Source organism: Pseudomonas sp. G3-39 (assembly GCF_054790485.1).
On sequence record NZ_CP186497.1, the window covers coordinates 2,912,014 to 2,937,858 of the forward strand.

The following is a 25,845-nucleotide window of genomic DNA, read 5'->3' on the forward strand; positions in this document are numbered from 1 at the left end:
TTACCCAGGTGGCCTTCCATTTGAAATGCATTCCTTCTGTGATTGCAGCCTCCCTTGCTTTTGTGGCTGATCCCTCATTGTGAAATGCAATTCCCTGTGGGAGGGGGCTTGCTCCCGAAGGCGTCAGTCCAGCCTGTACATCTCTCGAACCTTGGCCAAACCAGTCAGCCACTTTGATGGCTTTGACCATTGCCGCTTCAGCGCCGCAGCGCGACTATCCCTGTGTTGTTTACGGTTCCCAGCCTAATAAAAACACCGAGGGATTCTGGCAATGCGCGATTACTTGTCTGCCACCGAACAGTTCAACTATCAGCACACCGTGGACGCTGCGCTCAGCGGCACGCTGGAGGCGCTCAACGCCTGCGTCGAATGTTGCGACCGCCACGCCTTGCCGGGGCGCATTGCGTTGTTCTGGGAGGGCCGCGACGGTGCGAGTGCCACGTACACCTTCAGCGAGCTGCAAGACCAAGCCGCGCGTTTCGCCAATTTCCTTCTCGAACAAGGCGTGCAAAAGGGCGACAAGGTCGCCGGTCTGCTGCCACGCAACATCGAATTGCTCATCACCGTGTTCGCCACCTGGCGCATTGGTGCGGTGTATCAGCCGCTGTTCACCGCATTCGGCCCCAAGGCCATCGAACATCGCCTGAACAGCTCCGGCGCCAAAGTAGTGGTCACCGACGCGGTCAACCGGCCAAAACTCGCTGAAGTCACGGATTGCCCGACCATCGTCACCGTCGGCGGCGCCAAAGGTCAGGGCATCGTGCGTGGCGACTTCAGTTTCTGGGCCGAACTGGCCAACTATTCCAATGTCTGCGAACCGGTATTGCTGACGGGCGAAGACCCGTTCCTGCTGATGTTCACCTCGGGCACCACCGGTCCGTCGAAAGCACTGTCGGTGCCGCTCAAGGCGATCGTCGCGTTCCTGAGTTACACCCGCGACGCGGTGGATCTGCGCCCCGAAGATTCGTTCTGGAACGTCGCCGATCCGGGCTGGGCCTACGGCATCTATTTCGGCGTCACCGGGCCGATGGCGATGGGACATCCGATCACCTTTTACGATGGCCCGTTCACCCTCGAAAGCACCTGCCGGGTGATCAACAAATACGCCATCACCAACCTCACTGGCTCGCCGACCGCGTACCGCTTGCTGATTGCCGGTGGCAACGAGTTCGCCAAATCGATCAAGGGCAAGTTGCGCATCGTCAGCAGCGCCGGCGAGCCGCTCAACCCGGAAGTGATCCGCTGGTTCGCCGACAATCTCGACGTGGTGATTCACGATCATTACGGCCAGACCGAACTGGGCATGGTCCTGTGCAACCACCACGGTCTGCAGCACCCGATCCACCTCGGCGCCGCTGGTTTCGCCTCGCCGGGCCATCGCATCGTGGTGCTCGACGAGCACTACAACGAACTCGGTGTCGGCCAGCCGGGCATTCTCGCCATCGACCGCACCCAGTCGCCGATGTGCTGGTTCGGCGGCTACGAGGGCGTGCCGACCAAAGCCTTCGTCGGCAATTACTACCTCAGCGGCGACACGGTGGAATGGAACCCGGACGGCAGCATCAGCTTCGTCGGCCGTAGTGATGACGTGATCACCACCTCTGGCTACCGCGTCGGCCCGTTCGACGTCGAAAGCGCGCTGATCGAACACCCGGCGGTGGTCGAAGCCGCGGTGGTCGGCAAGCCGGATCCGGAGCGCACCGAACTGGTCAAGGCCTTCGTCGTGCTCAACCCGCAATACCGCGCCGAACCGGCGCTGGCCGAAGAGCTGCGGCAACACGTGCGCAAACGCTTGGCCGCGCATTCGTACCCGCGTGAAATCGAATTTGTCAGCGAATTGCCGAAAACCCCAAGCGGCAAATTGCAGCGCTTTATCTTGCGCAACCAGGAAATCGCCAAGGCTCAAGAGGCCGCGGCGCACAACGTTTCAGCTTGAATCAGGAAGTCAGTCATGCAGATCGAGAACAAGGTTTTTATCGTCACCGGCGGCGCCTCCGGCCTGGGTGCGGCCAGCGCTGAATTGCTGGTGAGTGCCGGCGCCAAAGTGATGCTGGTGGACATGAACGCCGAAGCCGTTGCCGCTCAGGCCCAGCGCCTCGGCGCGCACAGCGTGGTGGCCGACATCAGCAACGAAGCCGCTGCCGAAGCTGCGGTGCAGGCGACGGTGAAAGCCTTTGGCAGCCTCAACGGTCTGGTCAACTGCGCCGGTATCGTCCGTGGCGAAAAGATCCTCGGCAAGAACGGCCCGCATGCGCTGTCGAGTTTTGCCCAGGTGATCAACGTCAACCTGATCGGCAGTTTCAACATGCTGCGTCTGGCCGCGGCGGCCATCGCCGAGAGCGAGGCGAATGCCGATGGCGAGCGCGGGGTAATCATCAACACCGCTTCGGTCGCTGCGTTCGACGGCCAGATCGGCCAGGCCGCGTATTCCGCCTCCAAAGGCGCGATCGCCAGCCTGACCCTGCCGGCCGCCCGCGAACTGGCGCGCTTCGGCATCCGCGTGATGACCATCGCCCCGGGCATTTTCGAAACCCCGATGATGGCCGGCATGACCCCGGAAGTGCGCGAGTCGCTGGCCGCTGGCGTGCCGTTCCCGCCGCGTCTTGGCAAACCTGCCGAGTACGCCGCGCTGGTTCGGCATATCATCGAAAACAGCATGCTCAACGGTGAGGTGATCCGTCTCGACGGCGCCTTGCGCATGGCCGCCAAGTAAGGAGGATTTGTCATGACTATTGCCAACGATCCGATTGTTATCGTCAGCGCCGTCCGCACCCCGATGGGCGGTTTTCAGGGCGAACTGAAAAGCCTCACCGCGCCGCAACTCGGTGCTGCTGCGATCAAGGCCGCGGTTGAGCGCGCCGGGGTTGCCAGCGATGCGGTCGACGAAGTGTTGTTCGGTTGCGTATTGCCGGCCGGCCTCGGTCAGGCGCCGGCGCGGCAGGCAGCTTTGGGTGCCGGGCTGGATAAGTCGACGCGCTGCACCACGGTCAATAAGATGTGCGGCTCGGGCATGGAGACCACCATTCTCGCCCACGACATGCTGCTGGCCGGCAGCGCCGACGTGGTGATCGCCGGCGGCATGGAAAGCATGTCCAACTCCCCGTATCTGCTGGATCGTGCCCGCGCCGGTTACCGCATGGGCCATGGCCGGGTGCTCGACTCGATGTTCCTCGACGGCCTCGAAGACGCCTACGACAAGGGCCGGCTGATGGGCACCTTCGCCGAAGACTGCGCCGAAACCAATGACTTCAGCCGCGAAGCCCAGGATGCGTTTGCCATCGCTTCGACCACTCGGGCCCAACAGGCGATCAAGGACGGCAGCTTCAAGGCCGAGATCGTGCCGCTGACCGTGACCGTCGGCAAAGAGCAGGTGCTGATCAGCAACGACGAGCAGCCGCCGAAAGCCAAACTGGACAAAGTCGCCTCGCTGAAACCGGCGTTCCGCGAAGGCGGCACGGTGACGGCGGCCAACTCCAGCTCGATCTCCGACGGCGCGGCGGCACTGGTGCTGATGCGCCAGTCGCAAGCGCAGAAACTCGGGCTTAAACCGCTGGCGGTGATTCATGGTCACGCGGCGTTTGCCGACACACCGGGCCTGTTCCCGGTGGCACCGATTGGCGCGATCAAGAAGCTGGTGAAGAAGACTGGTTGGGCGTTGAACGAGGTCGATCTGTTCGAAATCAACGAAGCGTTCGCCGTGGTGGCGATGGCGGCGATGACCCACCTGGAAATCCCCCACGACAAGCTCAACGTGCACGGCGGTGCCTGCGCGCTGGGCCATCCGATCGGTGCCTCGGGTGCGCGGATTCTGGTGACCTTGCTCTCAGCTCTGCGCCAGAAAAACCTGAAACGCGGGATCGCGGCGATCTGCATCGGCGGCGGTGAAGCCACGGCGATGGCCGTGGAATGCGTTTATTGAAACAAACGCCAATCCGTGTGGGAGCGAGCCTGCTCGCGAAGGCGTCGTGTCAGTCAATGTTTGCTTAACTGACACACCGCTTTCGCGAGCAGGCTCGCTCCCACAGGGGTTCTGTGTGGTAACCCGGATTTAAGGATTCACCATGATTCCCAACGAAGACCAAACCCAGATCCGCGACATGGCCCGGCAATTCGCCGAGGAACGGCTGAAACCGTTCGCCGCCGAGTGGGATCGCGAGCATCGTTTCCCCAAGGAAGCCATCGGCGAAATGGCCGAACTGGGCTTCTTCGGCATGCTTGTGCCGGAGCAGTGGGGCGGCTGTGACACCGGCTACCTGGCGTACGCCATGGCCCTGGAAGAAATCGCCGCCGGCGACGGCGCCTGCTCGACCATCATGAGCGTGCACAACTCGGTGGGCTGCGTGCCGATCCTCAAGTTCGGCAACGACGACCAGCGCGAGCGCTTCCTCAAACCGCTGGCCAGCGGCGCCATGCTCGGCGCCTTCGCCTTGACCGAACCGCAGGCAGGTTCCGACGCCAGTAGCCTGAAAACCCGCGCGCGCCTCGAAGGCGATCACTACGTACTCAACGGCTGCAAACAGTTCATCACTTCCGGGCAGAACGCCGGGATCGTGATCGTGTTTGCGGTGACCGATCCGAGTGCCGGCAAACGCGGGATCACGGCGTTCATCGTGCCCACCGATTCGCCCGGCTACAAAGTCGCCCGGGTCGAAGACAAGCTCGGCCAGCACGCCTCCGACACCTGCCAGATTCTCTTCGAAGACGTCAAAGTGCCGGTCGCCAATCGCTTGGGTGAGGAGGGCGAAGGCTACAAGATCGCCCTGGCCAACCTTGAAGGCGGGCGGGTCGGTATCGCGTCGCAAGCGGTGGGCATGGCCCGCGCTGCGTTCGAAGCGGCCCGCGACTATGCACGTGAGCGCGATACTTTCGGCAAGCCGATCATCGAGCACCAGGCCGTGGCCTTCCGTCTCGCCGACATGGCCACGCAGATCGCCGTCGCCCGGCAAATGGTGCATTACGCCGCGGCCCTGCGCGATAGCGGTCAGCCCGCGCTGGTCGAGGCTTCGATGGCGAAACTGTTCGCCTCGGAAATGGCCGAGAAGGTTTGCTCAATGGCGTTGCAGACGCTGGGCGGTTACGGTTATCTCAACGACTTCCCGCTGGAACGCATCTACCGCGACGTGCGCGTCTGCCAGATCTACGAAGGCACCAGCGACATTCAGCGCATGGTTATTTCGCGCAATCTCTGACAAGGAATCTTGCCCATGACTTACGAAACGATTCTGCTGGAAAACCACGGCCGCGTCGGCCTGATCACCCTCAACCGCCCACAGGCGCTGAACGCCTTGAACGCGCAGCTGGTCAGCGAAGTGAACCATGCCCTCGATGGTCTGGAAGCGGATGCGAACATCGGTTGCATCGTCATCACCGGTTCGAAGAAAGCCTTCGCCGCCGGCGCCGACATCAAGGAAATGGCCGAACTGACCTATCCGCAGATCTACATGGATGATCTGTTCAGCGACAGCGACCGTGTGGCCAACCGCCGTAAGCCGATCATTGCTGCGGTCAACGGCTTTGCCCTCGGTGGCGGCTGCGAACTGGCGCTGATGTGCGACTTCATCCTCGCCGGTGACAACGCCAAATTCGGTCAGCCGGAAATCAACCTCGGCGTGCTCCCGGGCATGGGCGGCACCCAGCGCCTGACCCGCGCCGTGGGCAAAGCCAAGGCCATGGAAATGTGCCTCAGCGGGCGGATGATCGATGCGGTGGAAGCCGAACGCTGCGGCATCGTTGCGCGGATCGTGCCGAGTGATGAACTGCTCGACGAGGCGCTGAAAGTCGCCGCAGTGATCGCCAGCAAGTCGTTGCCGATTGCGATGATGATCAAGGAAAGCGTCAACCGCGCCTTTGAGGTCAACCTGACCGAAGGCGTGCGCTTCGAGCGCCGGGTGTTCCATGCGGCGTTTGCCACGCAGGATCAGAAGGAAGGCATGGCGGCGTTTGTGGCCAAGCGGACGCCGGAGTTTCAGGGCAAATAATGCGCTGAGCTGACTGACGCCTTCGCGAGCAAGCCCGCTCCCACATGGGATTTGTGTACGACGCAGATCCCATGTGGGAGCGGGCTTGCTCGCGAAGCTTTTGAGGCAACATCAAAAGATCGCAGCCTTCGGCAGCTCCTACACCGGTTTCCTGTAGGAGCTGCCGAAGGCTGCGATCTTTTGCTTTTACAGTTGGTAGTTCTTCAGCTCCCGCGCAATTACCATCCGCTGAATCTCGCTCGATCCCTCGTAGATCTGGGTAATCCGCGCATCGCGGTAGTACTTCTCGACCGGATAGTCCTCCAGATACCCATACCCGCCATGAATCTGAATCGCCGAGGAGCAGACCTTTTCGGCCATTTCCGAGGCGAACAGTTTGGCCTGCGATGCCTCCGACAGGCACGGTTTGCCCGCCGTGCGCAGGCGCGCCGCGTGCAGGATCATCAAGCGCGCCGCGTTGATTTGCATGTGCATGTCGGCCAGCAGGTTGGCGATGCTCTGGTGTTCGTTGATCGGCTTGCCGAACTGGATGCGATCGCGGGAATACACCAGCGCCGCTTCAAACGCTGCCCGAGCGATGCCCAAGGCTTGCGCAGCAATGCCGATGCGGCCGCCTTCGAGGTTGGACAGGGCAATCGCCAGACCCTTGCCGCGCTCACCGAGCAGGTTGGCCTCGGGAATGCTGCAGTTGTTCAGGGTCACCGCGCAGGTGTCGGAGGCGCGGATGCCCATCTTGTGTTCGGTGCGATCGACGATGAAACCCGGGGTATCGGTCGGTACGAGGAACGCGGAAATACCTTTCTTGCCCAGATCCGGATCGGTCACCGCAAACACGATCGCCAGTTTCGCCCGTTTGCCATTGCTGACGAATTGCTTGGCGCCGTTGATCACCCACTGGCCGTCGCGCAGTTCGGCGCGGGTGCGCAGGTTGTGCGCTTCGGAGCCGGCCTGCGGTTCGGTGAGGCAGAAGCAGCCAATCGTCTGGCCACTGGCGAGATCCGCCAGCCAGGTCTTTTTCTGTTCTTCGCTGCCGTAGTTCATGACCGGGCCGCAGCCCACCGAGTTGTGGATGCTCATGAACGCGCCGGTCGCGCCATCGCCGGCAGAGATTTCTTCCACCGCCAAGGCGTAGGCCACGTAATCGACGTAAGTGCCGCCCCATTCCTCGGGCACCACCATGCCGAGCAGACCGAGTTCGCCCATCTTTGCCACCAGCGCGTCGTCGATCCAGCCGGCCTTTTCCCAGGCTTGCGCATGCGGTGCGATTTCGCCACGGGCGAAGTCTCGGGCCATGTCGCGGATCATCACTTGTTCTTCAGTCAGTTCGAGATCGTGCATGACTCAGCTCCCGCTCTCAGTAAAACCGTGAAAGAAACTCGCGACATGCCCGGCGTCCAGCGCAGCAAGGGTCGGCGGGTTCCAGCGTGGTGTCTTGTCTTTGTCGATCAGCAGGGCGCGCACGCCCTCGATCAGGTCGCCGCGTTCGAACCACTGGCGATCCAGATGCAGTTCGAGGGCGAAACAGTGTTCCAGGCTCAACTGACGACCGCGACGGAGCATTTCCAGGGTCACGGCCATCGCCAGTGGCGAGCGGGTCTCCAGCAGGTCAGCGGTGGTCGTCGCCCACTCATGGCTGTCGGCGACGGTGACCGCGCGCAGTTGCTCGACGATGCTCGGTACGTCGGGCAGGGCGAAGAAGTGGTCGATGGCCGGGCGCAGTTTCTCCAGCGGTGCATCGGCCAGGGTTTGCACGCCGTTTTTCGCCAGCAGGCCCTGCAGATCCTTGAGCGGCGTGTCGCGCCATTCCAGATGATCGAGTTGTTCGTCGAGGCTCGGCAATTTGCTGCTGTCGACAAACCAGTCGGCCAGCCCGCAGTACAGCGCATCGGCCGCGCGAATCTGCACGCCGCTAACGCCCAGATAGATCCCCAGTTCACCGGGAATCCGTGAGAGGAAATAGCTGCCGCCGACATCGGGGAAATAACCGATCGCCACTTCGGGCATCGCCAGCCGGCTCTTTTCGGTGACCACCCGCAGATCGGCACCTTGGACCAGGCCCATGCCGCCGCCGAGGACAAAACCGTCCATCAAGGCCAGCACCGGTTTGCGGTAGTGATGTAGCGTCAGGTCGAGGGCGTATTCCTCGACGAAGAAATCTTCGTGCAGCGTGTCGCCGCTTTTGAAGCTGTCGTACAGCGAACGGATATCGCCACCGGCACAGAACGCCTTTTCACCGGCACCGCGCAGCACTACGGCGTGCACGCTGGCGTCAGTCGCCCAGGCATCGAGTTGCTGCTGCAACTGACGAACCATGTCGAGGGTGATGGCGTTGAGACCGGCGGGGCGGTTGAGGGTCAGGTGACCGATGTGATTGCGAACCTCGGCCAGCACTTCGTCTGGCGTGGCATCCATGGACGGCGTCCGCGGGGATGAAGCCTGAGCAGTCATCACTAACTCCCTGCTTTTATTGTCTTTATTCGAGAAGCTCGCGCGCGAGCGTTGACGGATCGTAACAGTGCAAATTTGCCGTGTACAACCGGGATATGTGCAGGGGGAGTTTGCGTTTTTGCAGCAGGTTGAGGATTGCTTTCGTGGCGAGGGAGCTTGCTCCCGCCGGGCTGCGAAGCGGCCCGACACGGCGAGTTTACGACTGCTGCGCAGCCGAGCGGGAGCAAGCTCCCTCGCCACAGAGATTCAGGTGCTTAACGGGTGAAAACTTCACCGATGCTGCGGCGTTTGGCGTGCAGCTCGCTGGCGTGGATCAGTTGTTCGAGGTCTTCGGGAGTGACGTCGATAAACGCTTCCATGTCGGCCAATGCCAGTTTCAAGTCCTCGGCGGTAATTGATTGGCTGTCGACGGGAGCCTGCGGCGGCGCTGGCTCGGCCGGGCGTTTCGGATAGCGGATGCGCGTCAGGTTGTTGTAGGCCAGCGCGCTGAGCAGCATGCAGGCGGCGGCGAGCATCACCGGTTCCATGGCTTTCCAGTCCATGGCGATGGTGGCCGGATCGGCCAGCACCAGCGTCAGCGCCAAGGCGCCGGCCGGTGGATGCAGGCAACGCAGCCAACACATCAGGATCAGTGCCATGCCCGCCGCCAGGCAGGCGCTGCCGAGGGTTCGGCCGAGGACGTGGGCCACCAGCAGCGCGACCACGCTGGCGCACAGGTAGCCGCCGATGATCGACCAGGGTTGCGCGAGGGCGCCCGATGAGACGGCAAACAGCAACACCGCTGAAGCGCCCAACGGCCCGATCAGGTGATACGCGACCTCAATGCCGAACACCTGACTGCACGCCCAGACGCTGAACAAGGTGCCCAGCGCCATGCCGATGGCGGCGCGGCTCCATTCGGTGGGGCGGGTGTTGATGGCGGCGGGCAACCAGCGAGCGAGCATGTGAATCGGGTCCTTGCAGTAAATTCGGGGCAAAAAAAAGGACTTGTCCGTTTCGGAAAGTCCTCGAAGCGTTCCAACTATTGGGGGAGGAACGCGCACAGTGTGCCGTGCAAAGTCGATGCTGACAAATTCATATAAATGCTGCTTCAGTGCATTATTTTTGAATTGTCGCCACGCGGCGTCCACTGACAAAACACAGATACCCACCCAGCCCCGCCAGAGCGCTCAGGGCGTAGAACATGCTCGGCGCCGGCGTGTGCATCAGCAGGAACCCGCACATCACCGGACTCAGCGCACCGCCCAGTGCCGCGAGGTTCTGCGCGCCGTAGTAACTGCCGCGCAGCTCTTCGGGAGCGAGGGTGTCGACGAAGAGGAAATCCGCCGGGTAAATGATCATCTCGCCGAGGGTGAAGATGAACATCGCCACGCACCAGCCGACCAGACTGTCGGCCATGCTGAAACCGATCAGGCCAACGATGAACAACGCGGTGCCGCCGGCAATCCAGAACCGCAGGTGCTCACGCTTGAGAAAGCGCCCGATCTGGTATTGCAGCAGGATCACCGTGATCGCGTTGCAGGCGAGCAGGGCGGCCATGGTGTCGAGGGTCTGCTCTTGCGTGTGGGTCACCAGCAGATACTGCGACAGGTACAGGGTGAAGCGCCCGTGAACCAGGGTGCTGAGCAGGCAGCCGAGGGTGAACAGGATCATCGTGCGGTCGTTTTTCAGGATGATCAGGGTGTTCAGGAAACTCTGTGGGGGGCTGGCCTGCGACTCCGGACTGGCCTCACGGGACACGCCCAGCAGCAGAAAAACGCTGCCAGCGGCAATCAGCCCCGCGACGATAAATGGCGCTGAAGGCTGAACCCCGGCAATCACCACGCCGATCATCGGGCCGACGGCGTAGCCGATATTCGTCAGCGTGTAGTTCAGCGAAAACGCCTTGACCCGCTGGCCGACCGGCAGGTTTTCACTGAGCATCGCTTTGGAACAGATCAGGAACAGCGCCGACGCCGTTTCACTGATGATCAGCACCAGTGTGACCAGGTACAGATTCTGCGCGAAGGTCAGCAACATCAGGCCGACACCGCTGGAGAGCATGGTAAGGATCAACAGTTGACGCTTGTCGAGGCGATCAATGATGTAGCCGCCGTACAGCGACAACAGCGTGGCACTGAACACCGCGATGCCCAACAGCAGGCCGACGTCCTGCGGGTTGAGACCCAGTTTGTTGCTGAGGAACAGGGTCAGCAGCGGACTGATCAGGGCACGGCTGATGACGATGCTCAGCGAAGTGATCATCAGTCGGCGGATCAGGCGGGAGTAGGTGGCCACGGCAGTGCAAATGTCCTTATTTTCATGATGAGAAACCGTGTGGGAGCGAGCCTGCTCGCGAATACCGAGTGTCAGGCACCAACGCAGTTGACTGACCGGACGCTATCGCGAGCAGGCTCGCTCCTACAAGGGATTTGTCCTGTCAGGGCAATTTCAGGTGCATGGCGCAGCGTCGCTCGGCGGCAAAGCCATGCTCGATTTCTTTCTGCAGAGCATCGAGCAAATGCGCTGCGTGCTCACCGGGTGCGACTTCCACAAACCCCATCCGCTGATAAAACGGCGCATTCCACGGCAGGTCGCGAAACGTGGTCAGGGTCACCGCGCGCAATTGCTCATGGCGGGCATGTTCGATCGCAGTCAACACCAGTCGACGACCCACGCCTTGCCCCTGAAACGCCAGGCTGACGGACAGTTCTTCAATGTGCAGTTGGTTGTCGAAATCCAGCGCGCGAATAAACCCTGCCAGTTGCGCCGAGGTGTTTTCGGCGACCCAGACGTAGGCATTGTCGATGGCTTGGCGGTGTTGCGCGGCGCTTGCCACGTCGGTGTCGGCAAGCCAGGCGAGGGTAGGATCTGTGCGAAACAGCTCGGCGGCCGAGCGTTCGATGGCGGGGAGGGCGGCGGCATCATTCTGCCGCGCCCGGCGTACAACAAAACTCATGGTAAACAGTCCCTGTAGAAGCTGCCGCAGGCTGCGATCTTTTTCCTGAAAGCACAAAAGATCGCAGCCTCAATCAGTTCCTACAAGGGCTTCAGATACAACAGCACGTAATCGTTCTTGTCGAAACGCCCGGTCAGCACCGGTTGCAGGCTGGCCAGCGAGGTGCCTTGCAGCGATTGCAGGTCCTTGCTGTCCATCATCAACCAGGCCGGGGCTTTGAGGGCTTCGAGTTGCTGCACCGTTTCGGTGAACTGCGGTTGCAGATCCTGCTCGACGTTGACCATGAACTTGATCGCCTTGGCGTCTTTGCCCATGCCGTGCAGCACCAGCGGGGCCGGGTTCTGCTGCACCTGCGCGAAGGCAGCACGACTGAACGCCTGCGTGTCGTACAGACGTCGCTCCACCGGTTCGAACACCGCGGCATACACCGTCCACAAGGCTAACACCGAGCACAGCGCCAACACTTCGGCCCGCCAGCGCGGGATCATCAGACGCGACAACGCGAGTAATTGCAGAACGCCGAGCACGACCAGCACCAGGGTGATGCCGTCGAGCTGCTCGGGAAAACGGCGCTTGGCAACCAGCAGGGCCACCATCAACAGTCCCGGCGTCACCAGCCAGATACCTTGAATCACCCCACGCAATACGCGGAACACCCGACCGTGCAGCACCTGAAACGGGTACGCGGCGATGATCGCCGCCATCGGCAACATCGGCAGCAGGTAACGCGCCTTCTTCGCCTGTGGAATCGACAGGCCGACCATGACGATCAGCCCGGCGGCGGCGCAATATTGCACCAGACGCAAGGCCGGCCCGCGCTGATGCGGTTTGCTCAGCCAGGTCGCGGCCAACGCCAGGATCGCCAGCGGATACGCCAGTGCGTAGTTGCCGATGGAGCTGGTGAAGTAATACAGCGAGCCGCTGACGCCTTCACTGCCGTCCATGCGCCCCATGAACTGCATGCGGATCACGTCCTGCAGGAAGGCTTCGCCACCGCTGAGTTTCGCCAGCCACAACAGCAAACCGACGCATACGGCCAGCAGGATCGACGCCAGTACACCGAACACCAGCAGGCGTTTCCACTCACGGTTGAGCAGGTAGTAACTGCAGAGCATGCCGGTCGGTACCACCAGGCCGATAGGCCCGCGAATCCCGAAGCCCAGCAACAACAGGACAAAGATCAGCGGCCAGCGCCGGCGTGAGCGGAAGTGGTCGTGCGCATAGCCCAGATAAAACACCGACAGCGCCACGGCGGCGAGCATCAGGTCTTGCGACACCGCGCGCACTTCGGTGACAAAGGTGCTGGTGAGCATCAACAGCGCGATGCTGATCAGGGCCCAGCGTTGCGAATGCACCGCCAGCAAGCGATACATCAACGTCACGATCACGCCGCCGGCAATGGCGCTCGGCAGCCATGCCGTCAGGGTGTTGATCGCGCCGAAGGGCAACGACAACAACCAGATGAACAGCGTCGAGAGCGCCGAATAGTCCGCGTAAGGTTGACCGTAAGTGGTCGGGAATACCGTTGGCCCGTGTCGCAACATTTCCTGGGCAAACAGTACGAACCGTGAATCGAAGCCAATGGGAGCCTGTCCGTAAACCCCGGCGATGAACAGCAACAGTGCCAGCAGCCCTGCGATCAGGGACTGCCGGCGGATGACAGGCGACAACGTGATCAAGCGACGTCCGCTTTGTCAGACCATTGCTGCAGCGGCATCGGCAGTTTGCGCGAGTCGCCACGGCCGATCGGGAAGTACTTGAAGCCGTTGCGTGCCAGACGCTCGGCGTCGTACAGGTTGCGGCCGTCGAAGATCACCGGGGCTTTCAGGCGTTGCTCGATCAGGTCGAAGTCCGGCGCCTTGAACTGCTGCCATTCGGTGCAGATGATCAGCGCATCGGAACCGGCCAGCACCGATTCCGGAGTGCCCATCAGCATCAGTTTTTCTTCGTTCGGGTACAGATGCTGGGTTTCCTGCATGGCTTCCGGGTCGAACGCGCGCACGCTGGCGCCGGCGGCGAACAGCGAATCGAGCAGCACGCGGCTCGGTGCGTCGCGCATGTCGTCGGTGTTTGGCTTGAACGCCAGGCCCCACAGGGCAAAGGTCTTGCCGCGCAGGTCACCCTTGTAGAACGCATTGATGCGGTCGAATAGCTTGTGCTTCTGCCGCTCGTTGATCGCCTCGACCGCTTGCAGCAGGTCACTGGAACAGTGTGCCTGCTCGGCGCTGTGGATCAGCGCGCGCATGTCTTTCGGGAAGCACGAGCCGCCATAACCGCAGCCCGGGTAGATGAAGTGGTAACCGATGCGCGTGTCGGCGCCGATGCCCTGACGCACCGACTCGATATCGGCGCCCAGGTGTTCGGCCAGTTCGGCGATCTGGTTGATGAAGCTGATCTTGGTCGCCAGCATGCAGTTGGCGGCGTATTTGGTCAGCTCGGCGCTGCGCAGGTCCATGAACATGATGCGGTCATGGTTGCGGTTGAACGGCGAGTACAGGTCGCGCATCACATCTTGCACTTCGTCACCTTCGCAGCCGATGACGATGCGGTCCGGACGACGGCAGTCGGACACCGCCGAACCTTCCTTGAGGAATTCCGGGTTGGAGACGATATCGAACTGCAACTCACGACCGGCCTTGTCCAGCGCGGCCTGAATGTGCGCACGCAAGGTGTCGCCGGTGCCAACCGGTACGGTGGATTTTTCCACCAGGATCAGCGGCTGCTCACGATGGCGCGCCACGGCGTCACCCACCGACAACACGTATTTCAGATCGGCCGAGCCGTCTTCGCTGGAGGGTGTACCCACGGCGATGAACGCCACGCGACCGTGTTGTACGGCGAGCTTTTCATCCGAGGTGAAATGCAGGCGGCCGGAGTCCAGGCCTTCGCGCACCAGGCTCGACAGGCCCGGTTCGAAGATGCTGACGTGCCCCTGGCGCAGCAGTTCGACTTTCTTCTGATCGATGTCCATGCACACGACGTCGTGACCGACTTCGGCCAACACGGCGGCCTGTACCAGGCCGACATAACCGCTACCAAATACTGTGATTTTCATGGAGCACTCCTGAATTCGGGCGCACGAGACGGACGAGTGTTAATAGTGATGACCCCGAGCATGACCATTGCCACGCCCAGCGATTTAGTGAAACTGAACGATTCGTTGAACAGCGGCAGACTGGCCGCCAGCAGGTACACCAGCGCGTAGCTGATGCTCAATAGTGAATAAGCCCGGCCCAACGGCAGATCGCGCAATGCCGCGAGCCAGCAGAGCATCGACAGGGCGTAGGCGAAAATCGCCGCCACCACCACGGCCATTGCCGACAGGTCGACACTGCCGGCGCTCAGCGCCGTCAGCCATTGTTCCGGTTGTGGCAGGCGCGTCATGCTCCAGCGCATGCCCAGTTGGGCGCCACTGACCAGCATTACGCTGCCCAGAGCAAAACCGATTCCACGCGCCTGGTTCATGACTGTTGCCCCAGCAAAACCACGCCGCCGATCACCAGCGCCACGCCCAGCCAATGCTGACGGTCGATGGGCTCGCGAAAGACGAAGCGGGCAATCAGGGTGATCAGCACGAAGTTGAGGCTGAGCATCGGGTAAGCGATGCCCACTTCAAGGCGTTGCAACACCAGCAGCCAGACCAGCAGCCCGCTGCAGAGTGAAAACAGCGCCAGCCACAACCACGGCGAACGCAGTTTGTCGGCCCACGACGAATCAACGCCGCGCCAGCTCTCCACGGCGAATTTCTGTGCGACTTGCCCCAGGCAGGTCAACAGACATGCCGTCAGTAACAGCAACCAGCTCATGACGGATCCTTGGGCAGCACCATGATCACCAGATTGCCTGATTCATAACGGGTACCGTCCTTGGGCAGCAGGTCCAGCTCTTCGAGCTCGTCCTGACCCTTGACGCGCATCAGCACGCCGACCGAGCCGCTGCGGCGCGCTTCACGTACCCATTGTTGAACGTTGTCCTTGGTGAGTCGGCGTTCAGCGCCTTCCGGGTACGACAGACCGTACTTGAGTTCGCCGACCGTGTTGTACAGCGCGACCTCTGGTTGTTTCATGCGCCAGGCCAGCGCTGCCGCCGCACCCAGATCATTGCTCAGCAGATGCGTGGCGCCGGACAGTTCGGTGACGTGGTGCCGGATGAACTGATCCGGGGTTTTGTTGGCCACCACCGACTTGGGCAATGCCGCCGGTAGGATCCCGGCCAGCAACAGACTGCCCAGCGCCGGTGCCGCCCAGCACTGCAACGGCAGGAACGCTTGCGCCAGGTTGGCGATGATCCAGCCGATCAGGGCGATGAACACCAGCACCATGCTGTGCAGTTCGTGGTCGTACACCGGTTTGTTCAATTGCAGGTAAACCAGTGCGATCAGCGTGACCACACCCAGCAGCAGGTTCAGCAAGCCGTTGATACCCAGAGCCCGACCTTGTTCCAGACGCAGACGATCAGCCAGCGCATTGCCCAGCAGCAGTGCCAATGGCAACAGGCAAGGCAGAATGTAGGTCGGCAGCTTGCCGTTGCTCAGGCTGAAAAAGCCCAGCGGCAACCACAGCCACAACAGCAGGAAAACCATGTTCGGCTGGGCCCGGGTTTGCCAGGCTTGCTTGAACGCGGTCGGCAACAGGCCAACCCACGGCAGACTGAACGCCACCAGCAGCGGCAGGTAGAACCACCACGGTGCATCGTGCTGCGCATCGTCACCGGCAAAGCGGCGGATGTGTTCGTGCCAGAAGAAGAACCGCCAGTAATCCGGTTCCTGTGCGTGCACCGCCAGCGCCCACGGCAAGCTGACGATGATCGCGATGGCGATCGCCACCGGACCGAACACCAGCAGTTCGCGCCAGCGTTTTTGCCAAAGCATCCACGGCAACGCGATCAGCACCGGCAGCAACCAGGCGAGAAAGCCCTTGGTCATGAAACCCATGCCGCAGGCCAGCCCCAGCAGCGCCCAGGCGCCCAGACGGTGCCCGGTGCTGCGGCTGTCGAGCGCAAACCACAGCGCCACCAGACTCAGGTTGACCCAGAAGGTGAATTGCGGATCGAGGTTGGCGTACCCGGCCTGACCGGCGACGACGGTGAAGCTCATATAGAGCAGGGCGCAGACGAAGCTCTTGCGCGGATCGTTCCATAACCTGCGCGCGACCAGGTAGGCCAGCAGCACACTCAACGCCGTGCTGAGTGCCGACGCGAAGCGCACGCCGAACAGGTTCTGTCCGAACAATTCCTGGCCGATGGCGATCATCCAGTAGCCGGCAATCGGTTTCTCGAAATACCGCAGCCCCATGAAATGCGGCGACACCCAGTTGCCACTGAGCAGCATGTCCTGGCTGATCTGTGCGTAGCGGGTTTCGTCGGGGATCCACAGGCCATGGGTGCTCAACGGCAACAGATAGGCCAGCAGACAGAGGCCGACCAACAGCGGCAGTGCCCAGCGTCTGGTCATGCGCCTTGCACTCCCAGCCAGCCTTCACGGCCTTCGAGCACACCGCGTTGCACGCGGCCCACGGGCAGGGTGTTGAAAAACTCGGGCAACAAGTCGCCCAAGGGTTTGAAGTCAATGTGGCGCTGGCGTGCATCGGCCAGCAATTGACGAAAATCCTGAGCCATCAGAATCCCTTCTACTTCGGCATGAATGGTGTAGACGTTGAGTGCTTGCGACTGGAACCGGTCGAGGATGAAGGCGTTGAAGTCCTTGGCCGCCACGTGCGGGCCGACGACTTCGTCGAAGGTCGGCAGGTCCACCGGAATCTGCGGAGTGCCCAGCGAACCGTCCGCCAGCAGCGGACGGAACAGGCTCTGCCCGCGACAATCGCTGTTATAGCGAAAGCCGAAGGTCTGCTTGGCCTCGATCACGCGCTCGTCCGCACGCCAACCGGCGGCGGCCGAACACTGGATCTTTTCGCCGAGGATATCGCTCAAGGTGTCGACGCCGCGCCGGATCTGTTCGATCAGTTGCGCGTCGCTCCAGCGTCCGGCATTGGCCTGCCAGCCATGGTGATCCCAGGCGTGCAGGCCGACTTCGTGACCGGCGTCCCGGGCCTGACGCATCAGGTGCCCGAGATCACGGCCAATCGGTTTGCCGGGCCAGGCGGTGCCGGCCAGCAAAATGTCCCAGCCGTAGAGGCCGGCCGCGTTGGAACGCAGCATTTTCCAGAGGAACTGCGGGCGGATCAGGCGCCACAGATGCCGGCCCATGTTGTCCGGGCCGACACTGAAGAAAAACGTTGCCTTGACCTGCGCCTCGTCGAGCATCTCCAACAGTCGCGGCACACCTTCACGGGTGCCGCGGTAGGTGTCGACATCGATACGAAGACCTGCCTGCATTACTTCTTGTCCGCGATTTCGAGCATGGCTTCACGCAGGAAGAAGTCCAGGGTGTTGCCGATGGTCTCGCGCATTTCCACGGTCGGCTCCCAGTTCAACAGGCGCTTGGCGTTGGCAATGCTTGGCTTGCGGTGTTCCACGTCCTGGTAGCCGGCACCGTAGAACGCCTTGCTTTCCACGTCGCGGAAACCGGCGAACGGCGGGAAGTTGTGGCGCAGCGGGTGCGCTTCGAACTGACGCAGCAGCTCTTCGCCCAGTTGACGGATGCTGGCTTCGTTGTCCGGGTTGCCGATGTTGATGATCTGGCCGTTGCACACGTCGTTGTCGTTGTCGATGATGCGCGCCAGTGCCTCGACGCCGTCAGCGATGTCAGTGAAGCAACGCTTCTGCTCGCCACCGTCGAACAGACGGATCGGCGTGCCTTCCACCAGGTTGAGGATCAGTTGGGTGATGGCGCGGGAGCTGCCGATACGGGCCGAATCCAGACGGTCCAGACGCGGGCCCATCCAGTTGAATGGACGGAACAGGGTGAAATTCAGGCCCTTGGCGCCGTAAGCCCAGATCACGCGATCCAGCAGTTGCTTGGAGACCGAGTAGATCCAGCGCTGCTTGTTGATCGGACCGACGATCAGGTTCGAGCTGTCTTCGTCGAAGTTCTTGTCCTGGCACATGCCATAGACTTCCGAGGTCGACGGGAAGATCACGCGCTTGTTGTACTTCACGCAGTAGCGAACCAGTTTCAGGTTCTCTTCGAAGTCCAGCTCGAATACGCGCAGCGGGTTGCGGGTGTATTCGATCGGGGTGGCGATGGCCACCAGCGGCAGGACCACGTCGCACTTCTTGATGTGGTACTCGATCCACTCGGAGTGAATGCTGATGTCGCCTTCGACGAAGTGGAAGTTCGGGTGGCTGCGCAGACGGTCGATGGCGTCGGAGCCAATGTCCAGACCGTAGACTTCGTAGCGGTCGTCACGCAGCAGGCGCTCGGACAGGTGGTTACCGATGAAGCCGTTGACACCGAGGATCAGCACACGAGTGCGACGTGGCGCACGACCGGATTCGGCGCCGCGCAGCAGCGAGCCATCGACCAGACCCAGTTCATTGGCCAGTTGCGGGCCGCTGAGGTACAGGCCGTTGTCGTTGCGCTGACCGGCGTTGATCACCAGCGAGTCCTGACCGCAGGCAATGCGCAGCGGATCGACGCTGATCACGCGGCCTGGCGCCTGGCCTTCGTTGCCCTTGACGACTTCAGCGCTCCAGACGATCAGTTTGTGTTCGCCCACGGCGCAGAACGCGCCCGGGTAAGGACGGGTGACGGCGCGCACCAGGTTGAACAGTTCTTCCGCCGGTTTGGCCCAGACCAGTTTGCCGTCCGCCGGGGTGCGACGACCGAACACGGTGGCTTTCGATTCGTCCTGTGGGGTTTCAGTGATCTTGCCTTGCAGCATGTTCGGCAGGGTGTCGCGCAGCAGATCGCTCGCGGCGGTGCGCAGTTTGGCGTGCAGGGTCAGGCCGGTGTCGCTGCGGTCGATGGCAACGCGCTGCTGGGCAACGATGGCGCCGGCATCAGCGCGCTTGACCATGCGGTGCAGTGTAACGCCGGTTTCGGTTTCGCCGTTGACCAGCACCCAGTTCGCCGGAGCGCGGCCGCGATAGCGTGGCAGCAGCGAACCGTGCAGGTTGAACGCGCCTTTTTTGGCCAGGGCCAGCAGTGGTTCGCTCAGCAGATTGCGGTAGTAGAAGGAGAAAATGTACTCCGGGTCCAGCTTGGCGATGCGCTCGATCCACAGCGGGTGGTTGGCGTCTTCCGGGGCGTGCACCGGGATGCCTTTGTTGGCGCACAGCTGTGCAACCGAGGCATAGAACGCGTTTTCTTTCGGATCATCGGCGTGAGTGAACACTGCTGCAATGTCATAGCCGCTGTTGAGCAGGGCTTCAATGCCGGCGCAGCCAATATCGTGGTAAGCGAAGACAACAGTTTTTGCACTCATGAGAGAACCTGATCGGAAGTGGAAGAAGTAGCGGTAGAAGAAAGACCATCAACGGTGACGGCAGGGGCCGGAGCGGCCGGCTGGCTGCGCAACACCTTTTCGATGAAGAAACGTGGACGGGCGCGCACATCGCTGTACATGCGGCCGAGGTATTCACCCAGCAGGCCCATGCCGATGAATTGGCCACCGGTGAACACGAACAGCACGGCGAACAGCACGAACATGCCGTCACCGGCCCAACCGGCACCGAAGGCCAGACGCAAGACAATCAACCCAATCGCGAACAGCACGCCCAAGCCGGCCATGGCGAAGCCGACGATGCTCAGCAGACGCAGCGGGGTGGTGGTCATGCAGGTGACCAGATCGAACATCAGGTTGATCAGGCGCATCGGGCTGTATTTCGAGTCGCCGTGTTCACGCTCGGCGTGGGCCACGACGATTTCGGTGGTGTGACGGGCGAAGCTGTTGGCCAGGATCGGGATGAACGTGCTGCGTTCGCGGCAGGCGAGCATCGCGTCGATGATGGTGCGGCGGTAGGCGCGCAGCATGCAGCCGTAGTCGCTCATGGCGACGCCGGTGGAGCGCTGCACGGCGAGGTTGATCAGCTTCGACGGGTAGCGGCGCAGCGCCGAATCCTGACGATTGCCGCGCACGGTGCCGACCACGTCGTAACCTTTTTCGGCCTCGGCCACAAGCCGCGGGATTTCTTCCGGCGGGTTCTGCAGGTCGGCGTCGAGGGTGATCACCACGTCGCCCTTGCACTGTTCGAAACCGGCCATGATCGCGGCGTGCTGACCATAGTTGCGGTTGAGAATGACCGCCACGAACGGGCTGTTTTCACGCCCGGCGGCTTCTTCGAGCATGTTCGCCGATTCGTCGCGGCTGCCGTCGTCGACCAGCACGATTTCGAAATCGTGATTCAGTTGGCGGCAGGCCGCCTCGGTACGACGCAGCAGTTCGGGCAGACTTTCCTGTTCGTTGTAGACCGGGATGACGATCGACACGCTACGGATTGGATAAGGTTTCACAGGCGTTTTTCCATGATGTGTGCGATGGCACCGACCACCCGGTCAAGGTCTTGACCAGTCATGTCGGGGAACAGCGGAATCGAGCACAGCCGCGCCGAGTTCCATTCGGTGTTGGGCAGGTAGAGGTCGGGGTCACGCTGGCGATACCAGGTGTGCAGGTGGGTGGCGATGAAATGGATACCGGTGCCGATGCCCTGATCCTGCAACGCCTTCATGAAGGCTTCGCGATCCATGCCGCAACGCTCGCTGTCGATGCGCAGAATGAACAGGTGCCAGGCGTGTTGCTGGGCATAGGCGGGCAGGGCCAGCGGTTGCACCGGCAGGCCTTCGAATTTTTGCAGGTAGCTGGTGGCCAGTTCGGTGCGCCGGGCGTTGATTTCGTCCAGACGTTGCAACTGCACCAGGGCAATCGCGGCGTTGATGTCGGCCAGGTTGTACTTGAAACCCGGTTCCATCACTTGCGCCTGCGGCTTGCGGCCACCGGTCAGACGGTCATAGGCGTCAACGCCCAGGCCGTGGAATTTGAGCATGCGCACGCGGCTGGCGAGCGCTTCGTCGTCGGTGACGAACATCGCCCCTTCGGCACAGGTCATGTTCTTGATCGCATGGAACGAGAAGATCGCCGTGCCTTGCGAACCGACGTGGCGCCCCTTGTAGCGGGTGCCGGCGGCGTGGGCGGCGTCTTCGATGACCGGGATGCCGTGCTTGTCAGCCAGGGCATACAGCGGATCGAGATCGAACGCCGCGCCGGCGTAGTGCACCGGAATGATTGCCTTGGTTCGCGGGGTGATGGCCGCTTCGATGCGCGCGGCGTCGGTCATCAGCGTGTCGCGGTCGACATCGACAAACACCGGTTTGGCGCCTAGCAGGGAGATCATGTTCGCGGTCGAAACCCAGGTCTGCGACGGGGTGATGACTTCGTCGCCCGGGCCGATGCCCAGGGCCAGCAGCGTGATGTGCATGCCGCCGGTGGCCGAAGACAAGGCCACCGCGTGCTTGCAACCCACGTACTGCGCAAATTGCTCTTCGAGTGCCTGGTTTTTCGGCCCCGTGGTGATCCAGCCCGAGCGCAACACCTGCTCGACAGCGGCAATTTCCTCATCGCCAATACTTGGGCGGGAGAAGGGGAGAAACGCCTGACTCATGGGCACCTCATTACAAAAAAAATAAAGGATGGATTCACGCGGTTATTGGATCCAGCCTCAGCGTAGACACAGAAAAGCGCTCCTGCATCAATAACTTGGCAAAAAAAGCATGACGTCGGGGATTGATTGACTTTTCACGATTTGCCCGGCAGGTTGGGGCATAGCCACTACCGAACCTATGGGAATTAAGGTTATGCCGGTTTTTGTGAAAGGAACATGAAAAACCGGTTGGCGAATCGTTTATCTGTCACTTATACAGCCGCTGTTCAGGCTTCTGCCGTCCATCGCAGTTTTTTGTCGGACAGTGCCGCTCAAGTACCTTCTTTACTTCAAGTACATTGCATTTGTTAGTTGTTGTAGTGCTGTACATTTTTTACTCAAGGTTTAACGTTTGATTGATTTAGTTGCTGCAACCCCCGACGCTCCAAAAACCAACCCGATGAGCCTGTACCTCGCGCGTTTGGCGCCTTCCAGCCAATTGACCATGCGTTACGTGCTGCAAGATGCGGCCGATCGCCTGGGCTTTGAAGACATGAATGTCGAAGAGATTCCCTGGCATGCCTTGCAACCGGAAGATGTTGTAGCGCTGGTCGCTGCATTACGCGCAGACAACTACGCGCCCAACACTTCTTCGTTGTATGTGAATGCGGTGCGCGGGGTGATGAATGAGGCCTGGCGCATGAGTCTGATCAGCCAGGAACATCTGTTGAAGATGCGTTCGGTCAAGGGCATCGCCGGCACGCGGCTGTCTCAGGGGCGCAATCTCAAGCGCACGCTGATTCACGAATTGATGGAAGTCTGCGCCGCCGACCCACGCCCGCAGGGCCTGCGTGATGCGGCAATCATCGCGTTGCTGTACGGCACCGGCATGCGCAAGTCGGAATCGGTGGACCTGGATCTGAATCAGGTCGACTTCAGCGAACGCAGCCTGTGCGTTACTGCCAAGGGCAACAAGCAGTTGATCAAATACGCACCGGCATGGGCGTTCAGCAAGCTCGACGCGTGGCTCGAACTGCGCCGTTCACAGCTCAAGGAAGGCGAGAGCGACGATGCCTTCCTGTTCAACCGCATTCGCCGTGGCAGCCACATCACCCGCGAGCGCATCACCAAACACGCGATCTACTACATCGCCCGCCAGCGCGGCACGCAGGTCGGGGTGAAGATCATGCCCCACGATTTCCGTCGCTCGTTCATCACTCGGGTGATCGAGGAGCACGACCTGTCGATCGCGCAGAAACTGGCGCATCACAGCAACATCCAGACCACCGCCAACTACGATGTGCGCGATGACAACGAGCGGCGGCGGGCGGTGGATCGCTTCGATCTCTGATCAGTTCAGGCCAAACACATGCGCCGCACCGAGTACCGACAGCTGCACCGCGCTGCCGGCGGGCGGCGCGTGCATGCCGGAGCTGCGCACCAGAATCGAACGGGCCGGATCCTGAGTCGCGGATGAGCTCAGTTCAACCGTCAGGGTGCAGGTGTTGCCGGCAAAGTCACGGTCGGTGACCAGCGCATGGCAGCCTTGACTGTCAGATGCCCCTTCGGCGATCTGCAATTGCTCGGGGCGCAGCATGATCTGCGCGGCGCCGCTGAAGCCGTTGCTGTTCACCGCCACCTGACCCAGATCGCAATGCGCCCAACCCGCCTCGATTCGCGCGGGCAGGACCACCGCTTCGCCGAGAAAGTGCGCGGTCTGTTCATCCTCCGGATAGCGGTAGAGATCCATCGGATGCCCGGACTGCACCAGCCGGCCGCTGCGCATCACCGCCAATTGATCGGCAAACGACAACGCTTCGCTCTGGTCGTGGGTCACCAGAATGGTGGTGACGCCGGCGTCTTCGAGCAGGCGCGCGACCATTTTGCGCATGGCACTGCGCAAACCGGTGTCGAGGGCGGAGAACGGCTCGTCCAGCAGCATCAGCCGTGGTTGCTGCGCCAGAGCGCGGGCCAGCGAGACCCGCTGTTGCTGGCCACCGGACAATTCGTGGGGCCAACGGTTGGCCATGTTGGCGTCGAGGGCGACGCTGTCCATCAACTCAAGGATGCGCTGGGTGCGGGCCGCACCGGTCAGGGCCAGGCCGAAACCGATGTTCGCCGCCACCGTCATGTGCGGGAACAACGCGCCGTCCTGCGGGACGTAGCCGATCTGCCGTTGATAGGCCGGCACTGCGTGGCTGCGGTCGACCAGCGTCTGGCCGTTTAGCGTAATGCTGCCGCTGTCGGGAAACTCGAAGCCGGCGATCATCCGCAACAGCGTGGTCTTGCCGGAACCGGAGGGGCCGACGATCACCGTGCGGCTGCCGGTCGGCACGTTGAGGCTGACGTCGTCGAGCGCCTTCTGCGCGCCGAAGGTTTTACTGAGGTTGAGCAGTTCGAGAGCGTTCATCGGCCAGCGGTACGCCTGGATTGGTGATAGAGAATGGCCGTCAGCGGCAGTGAAAGCAGGATCATCAAGAACGCGTAGGGCGCGGCGGCGGCGTAATCGATTTCGCTGGTCATCGCCCAGAAACCGGTGGCGAGGGTGCGTGTGCCGTTGGGTGCCAGCAGCAGGGTCGCGGTCAGTTCATTGGTGATTGCCAGGAACACCAGTGCCGCACCTGCCGCCGCGCCGGGAGCTGCCAGGCGTACGGTGATCAGCCACAATGCGCGTATCGGCGAGCGGCCAAGGCTTTGCGCGATGTTTTCCAGCTCGACCGGGGCCTGTGCGAAACCGGCGCGCAGGCTGACCAGCGCCCGGGGCAAGAACATCAGCAGGTAAGCCAGCAGCACGGTGATGGTGGTCTGGTAGATCGGCCGGGCGAAATGGATGGTCACGGTGACCAACGCCAGCGCAACGACAATGCCGGGCAGGGAGCTGGTGATGTAGTTGCAGCCTTCCAGCAAGCGCTGCAGTTTGCCCGGCGAGCGGATCGACAGCCACGCGATGGGAATCGCCGCGACACTGGTCAGCAATGCGCCGGCCACTCCGTAAGACAAGGTCTGCAGCAGCGCCGGCAGCAACTCGTCACCTTGCCAGACCTGTACGCCACCGGCCAGCAGCCAGCGGCCCAGTGTGAGCAACGGCACACCGAGCGCGAGCAGGCAGGTCAAGGTTTGCAGCAATAAAGCCAGGGTTGTCACGCCTCGGCCCAGTTGCACGCTGCGCTGATCCCGGGCGCTGCCGGAACCGACTCGCGCATAGCGGGCGTTGCCACGGGCGGCAGATTCGGCGGTGAGCATCGCCAGACAGCACAGCGCCAGGACCCCGGCGAGCATGTTGGCCGCCGGGCCGTTAAACGTCGATTTGAACTGATCGAAGATCGCCGTGGTGAAGGTGTCGAAACGGATCATCGCGTACAAGCCGTACTCGGCCAGCAAATGCAGACCGACCAACAACGCGCCACCGCAGATTGCCAGGCGCAATTGCGGCAACACCACCCGAAAGAACACCGCCCACGGCTTGAGTCCCAAGGATTGCGCGACGTCTTCAATCGCCGGATCGAGACGGCGCAAGGTCGCGGCAATCGGCAAATACAGAAACGGGAAATAGGCGATCACCGACACCAGCACACCGGCCGGCAGACCGTGGATCGACGGAATCAGGCTGACCCACGCATAACTGTGGACGAACGCCGGCACGGCCAGCGGTGCGACCGCCAGCACTGACCACAAGCGGCGGCCGGGCAGATTGCTGCGCTCGGTCAGCCAGGCCAGGGCGGTTCCGAGCAGGATGCACAGCGGCAGGGTGATCAGCACCAGCAGCACGGTGTTGATCAGCAATTCGCCGACCCGAGGGCGAAAGATCAGGGCTTCGATGGTCGCCCAGCCGGTGTACCACGCCACGCCGATCACGAACGCAATCGGCAGCAGTGACAACAACGACACCAGCACCGCCGAGCTCACCACCCACGAACTGCCACGCCCGGCCAGCGTACGGGGCGGGTGAAGGAGGCTGGCGGCGGCCGTCGCAACGGCCGGTGCAGGCAAGGTTTCGGGCATCAC

Annotated in this window: 22 protein-coding genes; 6 read left to right on the top strand and 16 right to left on the bottom strand. The window is 61.9% G+C overall.

Features of this window, described 5'->3' with window-relative positions:
* The first annotated feature begins 271 nt into the window (after window positions 1-271).
* From ACOYXG_RS12870 to ACOYXG_RS12890, 5 genes are all read left to right on the top strand, one after another.
* Window positions 272-1,936: an AMP-binding protein gene (locus ACOYXG_RS12870; protein WP_103367191.1), complete on the top strand. Its 1,665-nt coding sequence runs from the start codon at window positions 272-274 to the stop codon at window positions 1,934-1,936.
* 15 nt (window positions 1,937-1,951) lie between these two features.
* A complete protein-coding gene (locus tag ACOYXG_RS12875; RefSeq protein ID WP_139054020.1) occupies window positions 1,952-2,713 on the top strand; it encodes an SDR family NAD(P)-dependent oxidoreductase in 762 nt (253 codons plus the stop codon).
* A gap of 12 nt (window positions 2,714-2,725) precedes the next feature.
* Window positions 2,726-3,919 carry an acetyl-CoA C-acyltransferase gene (locus ACOYXG_RS12880; RefSeq protein ID WP_115989821.1) on the top strand — a complete coding sequence of 398 codons (1,194 nt, stop codon included), beginning with the start codon at window positions 2,726-2,728 and terminating at the stop codon, window positions 3,917-3,919.
* Window positions 3,920-4,061: 142 nt separating this feature from the next.
* Window positions 4,062-5,189 (top strand): acyl-CoA dehydrogenase, encoded by a 1,128-nt coding sequence (locus ACOYXG_RS12885; protein ID WP_027611962.1) that lies wholly within the window; start codon window positions 4,062-4,064, stop codon window positions 5,187-5,189.
* Between the two features lie 15 nt (window positions 5,190-5,204).
* Window positions 5,205-5,978 carry an enoyl-CoA hydratase gene (locus ACOYXG_RS12890; protein WP_098963986.1) on the top strand — a complete coding sequence of 258 codons (774 nt, stop codon included), beginning with the start codon at window positions 5,205-5,207 and terminating at the stop codon, window positions 5,976-5,978.
* A 186-nt stretch (window positions 5,979-6,164) separates the two neighbouring features.
* Here ACOYXG_RS12890 and ACOYXG_RS12895 read toward each other — a convergent pair whose 3' ends face one another.
* The 14 genes from ACOYXG_RS12895 to arnB form a co-directional block, all read right to left on the bottom strand.
* On the bottom strand, window positions 6,165-7,316 hold the full coding sequence (locus ACOYXG_RS12895) for an acyl-CoA dehydrogenase family protein (RefSeq protein WP_096796063.1): 1,152 nt from the start codon (window positions 7,314-7,316) through the stop codon (window positions 6,165-6,167).
* 3 nt (window positions 7,317-7,319) lie between these two features.
* Window positions 7,320-8,426 carry an enoyl-CoA hydratase/isomerase family protein gene (locus ACOYXG_RS12900; RefSeq protein ID WP_096796062.1) on the bottom strand — a complete coding sequence of 369 codons (1,107 nt, stop codon included), beginning with the start codon at window positions 8,424-8,426 and terminating at the stop codon, window positions 7,320-7,322.
* Between the two features lie 254 nt (window positions 8,427-8,680).
* Window positions 8,681-9,370, bottom strand: a complete 690-nt coding sequence (locus ACOYXG_RS12905; protein WP_150370541.1) for an HPP family protein — start codon at window positions 9,368-9,370, stop codon at window positions 8,681-8,683.
* 154 nt (window positions 9,371-9,524) lie between these two features.
* The gene (locus ACOYXG_RS12910; protein ID WP_027611958.1) at window positions 9,525-10,703 is read right to left on the bottom strand and encodes an MFS transporter; all 1,179 of its coding nucleotides are present in this window, start codon (window positions 10,701-10,703) and stop codon (window positions 9,525-9,527) included.
* A 142-nt stretch (window positions 10,704-10,845) separates the two neighbouring features.
* Window positions 10,846-11,364 carry a GNAT family N-acetyltransferase gene (locus ACOYXG_RS12915; RefSeq protein WP_027611957.1) on the bottom strand — a complete coding sequence of 173 codons (519 nt, stop codon included), beginning with the start codon at window positions 11,362-11,364 and terminating at the stop codon, window positions 10,846-10,848.
* Window positions 11,365-11,444: 80 nt separating this feature from the next.
* Window positions 11,445-13,043 (bottom strand): ArnT family glycosyltransferase, encoded by a 1,599-nt coding sequence (locus ACOYXG_RS12920; protein WP_460358195.1) that lies wholly within the window; start codon window positions 13,041-13,043, stop codon window positions 11,445-11,447.
* The gene (locus ACOYXG_RS12925; RefSeq protein WP_097089726.1) at window positions 13,040-14,419 is read right to left on the bottom strand and encodes a UDP-glucose dehydrogenase family protein; all 1,380 of its coding nucleotides are present in this window, start codon (window positions 14,417-14,419) and stop codon (window positions 13,040-13,042) included. Before ACOYXG_RS12925 ends, ACOYXG_RS12920 begins: the two co-directional genes overlap by 4 nt.
* Window positions 14,416-14,829: a 4-amino-4-deoxy-L-arabinose-phosphoundecaprenol flippase subunit ArnF gene (arnF, locus tag ACOYXG_RS12930; protein ID WP_097089727.1), complete on the bottom strand. Its 414-nt coding sequence runs from the start codon at window positions 14,827-14,829 to the stop codon at window positions 14,416-14,418. Before arnF ends, ACOYXG_RS12925 begins: the two co-directional genes overlap by 4 nt.
* Window positions 14,826-15,170: a 4-amino-4-deoxy-L-arabinose-phosphoundecaprenol flippase subunit ArnE gene (gene arnE / locus ACOYXG_RS12935; RefSeq protein WP_115989814.1), complete on the bottom strand. Its 345-nt coding sequence runs from the start codon at window positions 15,168-15,170 to the stop codon at window positions 14,826-14,828. The genes arnF and arnE overlap by 4 nt, the downstream gene beginning before the upstream one ends.
* Complete coding sequence (arnT, locus tag ACOYXG_RS12940) at window positions 15,167-16,816, bottom strand: lipid IV(A) 4-amino-4-deoxy-L-arabinosyltransferase (protein ID WP_460358200.1); 1,650 nt, start codon at window positions 16,814-16,816, stop codon at window positions 15,167-15,169. The genes arnE and arnT overlap by 4 nt, the downstream gene beginning before the upstream one ends.
* Entirely contained in the window at window positions 16,813-17,697 is an 885-nt protein-coding gene (arnD, locus tag ACOYXG_RS12945) for a 4-deoxy-4-formamido-L-arabinose-phosphoundecaprenol deformylase (RefSeq protein WP_096796055.1), read from the bottom strand. Before arnD ends, arnT begins: the two co-directional genes overlap by 4 nt.
* Window positions 17,697-19,688: a bifunctional UDP-4-amino-4-deoxy-L-arabinose formyltransferase/UDP-glucuronic acid oxidase ArnA gene (gene arnA, locus ACOYXG_RS12950; protein ID WP_096796054.1), complete on the bottom strand. Its 1,992-nt coding sequence runs from the start codon at window positions 19,686-19,688 to the stop codon at window positions 17,697-17,699. Before arnA ends, arnD begins: the two co-directional genes overlap by 1 nt.
* Complete coding sequence (gene arnC / locus ACOYXG_RS12955) at window positions 19,685-20,716, bottom strand: undecaprenyl-phosphate 4-deoxy-4-formamido-L-arabinose transferase (protein WP_096796053.1); 1,032 nt, start codon at window positions 20,714-20,716, stop codon at window positions 19,685-19,687. Before arnC ends, arnA begins: the two co-directional genes overlap by 4 nt.
* Window positions 20,713-21,861 (bottom strand): UDP-4-amino-4-deoxy-L-arabinose aminotransferase, encoded by a 1,149-nt coding sequence (gene arnB / locus ACOYXG_RS12960; protein WP_027611948.1) that lies wholly within the window; start codon window positions 21,859-21,861, stop codon window positions 20,713-20,715. Before arnB ends, arnC begins: the two co-directional genes overlap by 4 nt.
* 439 nt (window positions 21,862-22,300) lie before the next feature.
* On the opposite strand from arnB, the gene ACOYXG_RS12965 reads away from it, so the two are divergent.
* Window positions 22,301-23,191 carry a site-specific integrase gene (locus ACOYXG_RS12965; RefSeq protein WP_027611947.1) on the top strand — a complete coding sequence of 297 codons (891 nt, stop codon included), beginning with the start codon at window positions 22,301-22,303 and terminating at the stop codon, window positions 23,189-23,191.
* Here the strand turns inward: ACOYXG_RS12965 and ACOYXG_RS12970 are convergent, their stop codons facing one another.
* Entirely contained in the window at window positions 23,192-24,250 is a 1,059-nt protein-coding gene (locus ACOYXG_RS12970) for an ABC transporter ATP-binding protein (protein WP_460358206.1), read from the bottom strand. It abuts the gene before it with no gap.
* Window positions 24,247-25,842, bottom strand: coding sequence for an ABC transporter permease (locus tag ACOYXG_RS12975; protein ID WP_460358209.1), 1,596 nt, complete (start codon window positions 25,840-25,842; stop codon window positions 24,247-24,249). The genes ACOYXG_RS12970 and ACOYXG_RS12975 overlap by 4 nt, the downstream gene beginning before the upstream one ends.
* Window positions 25,843-25,845: the final 3 nt, after the last annotated feature.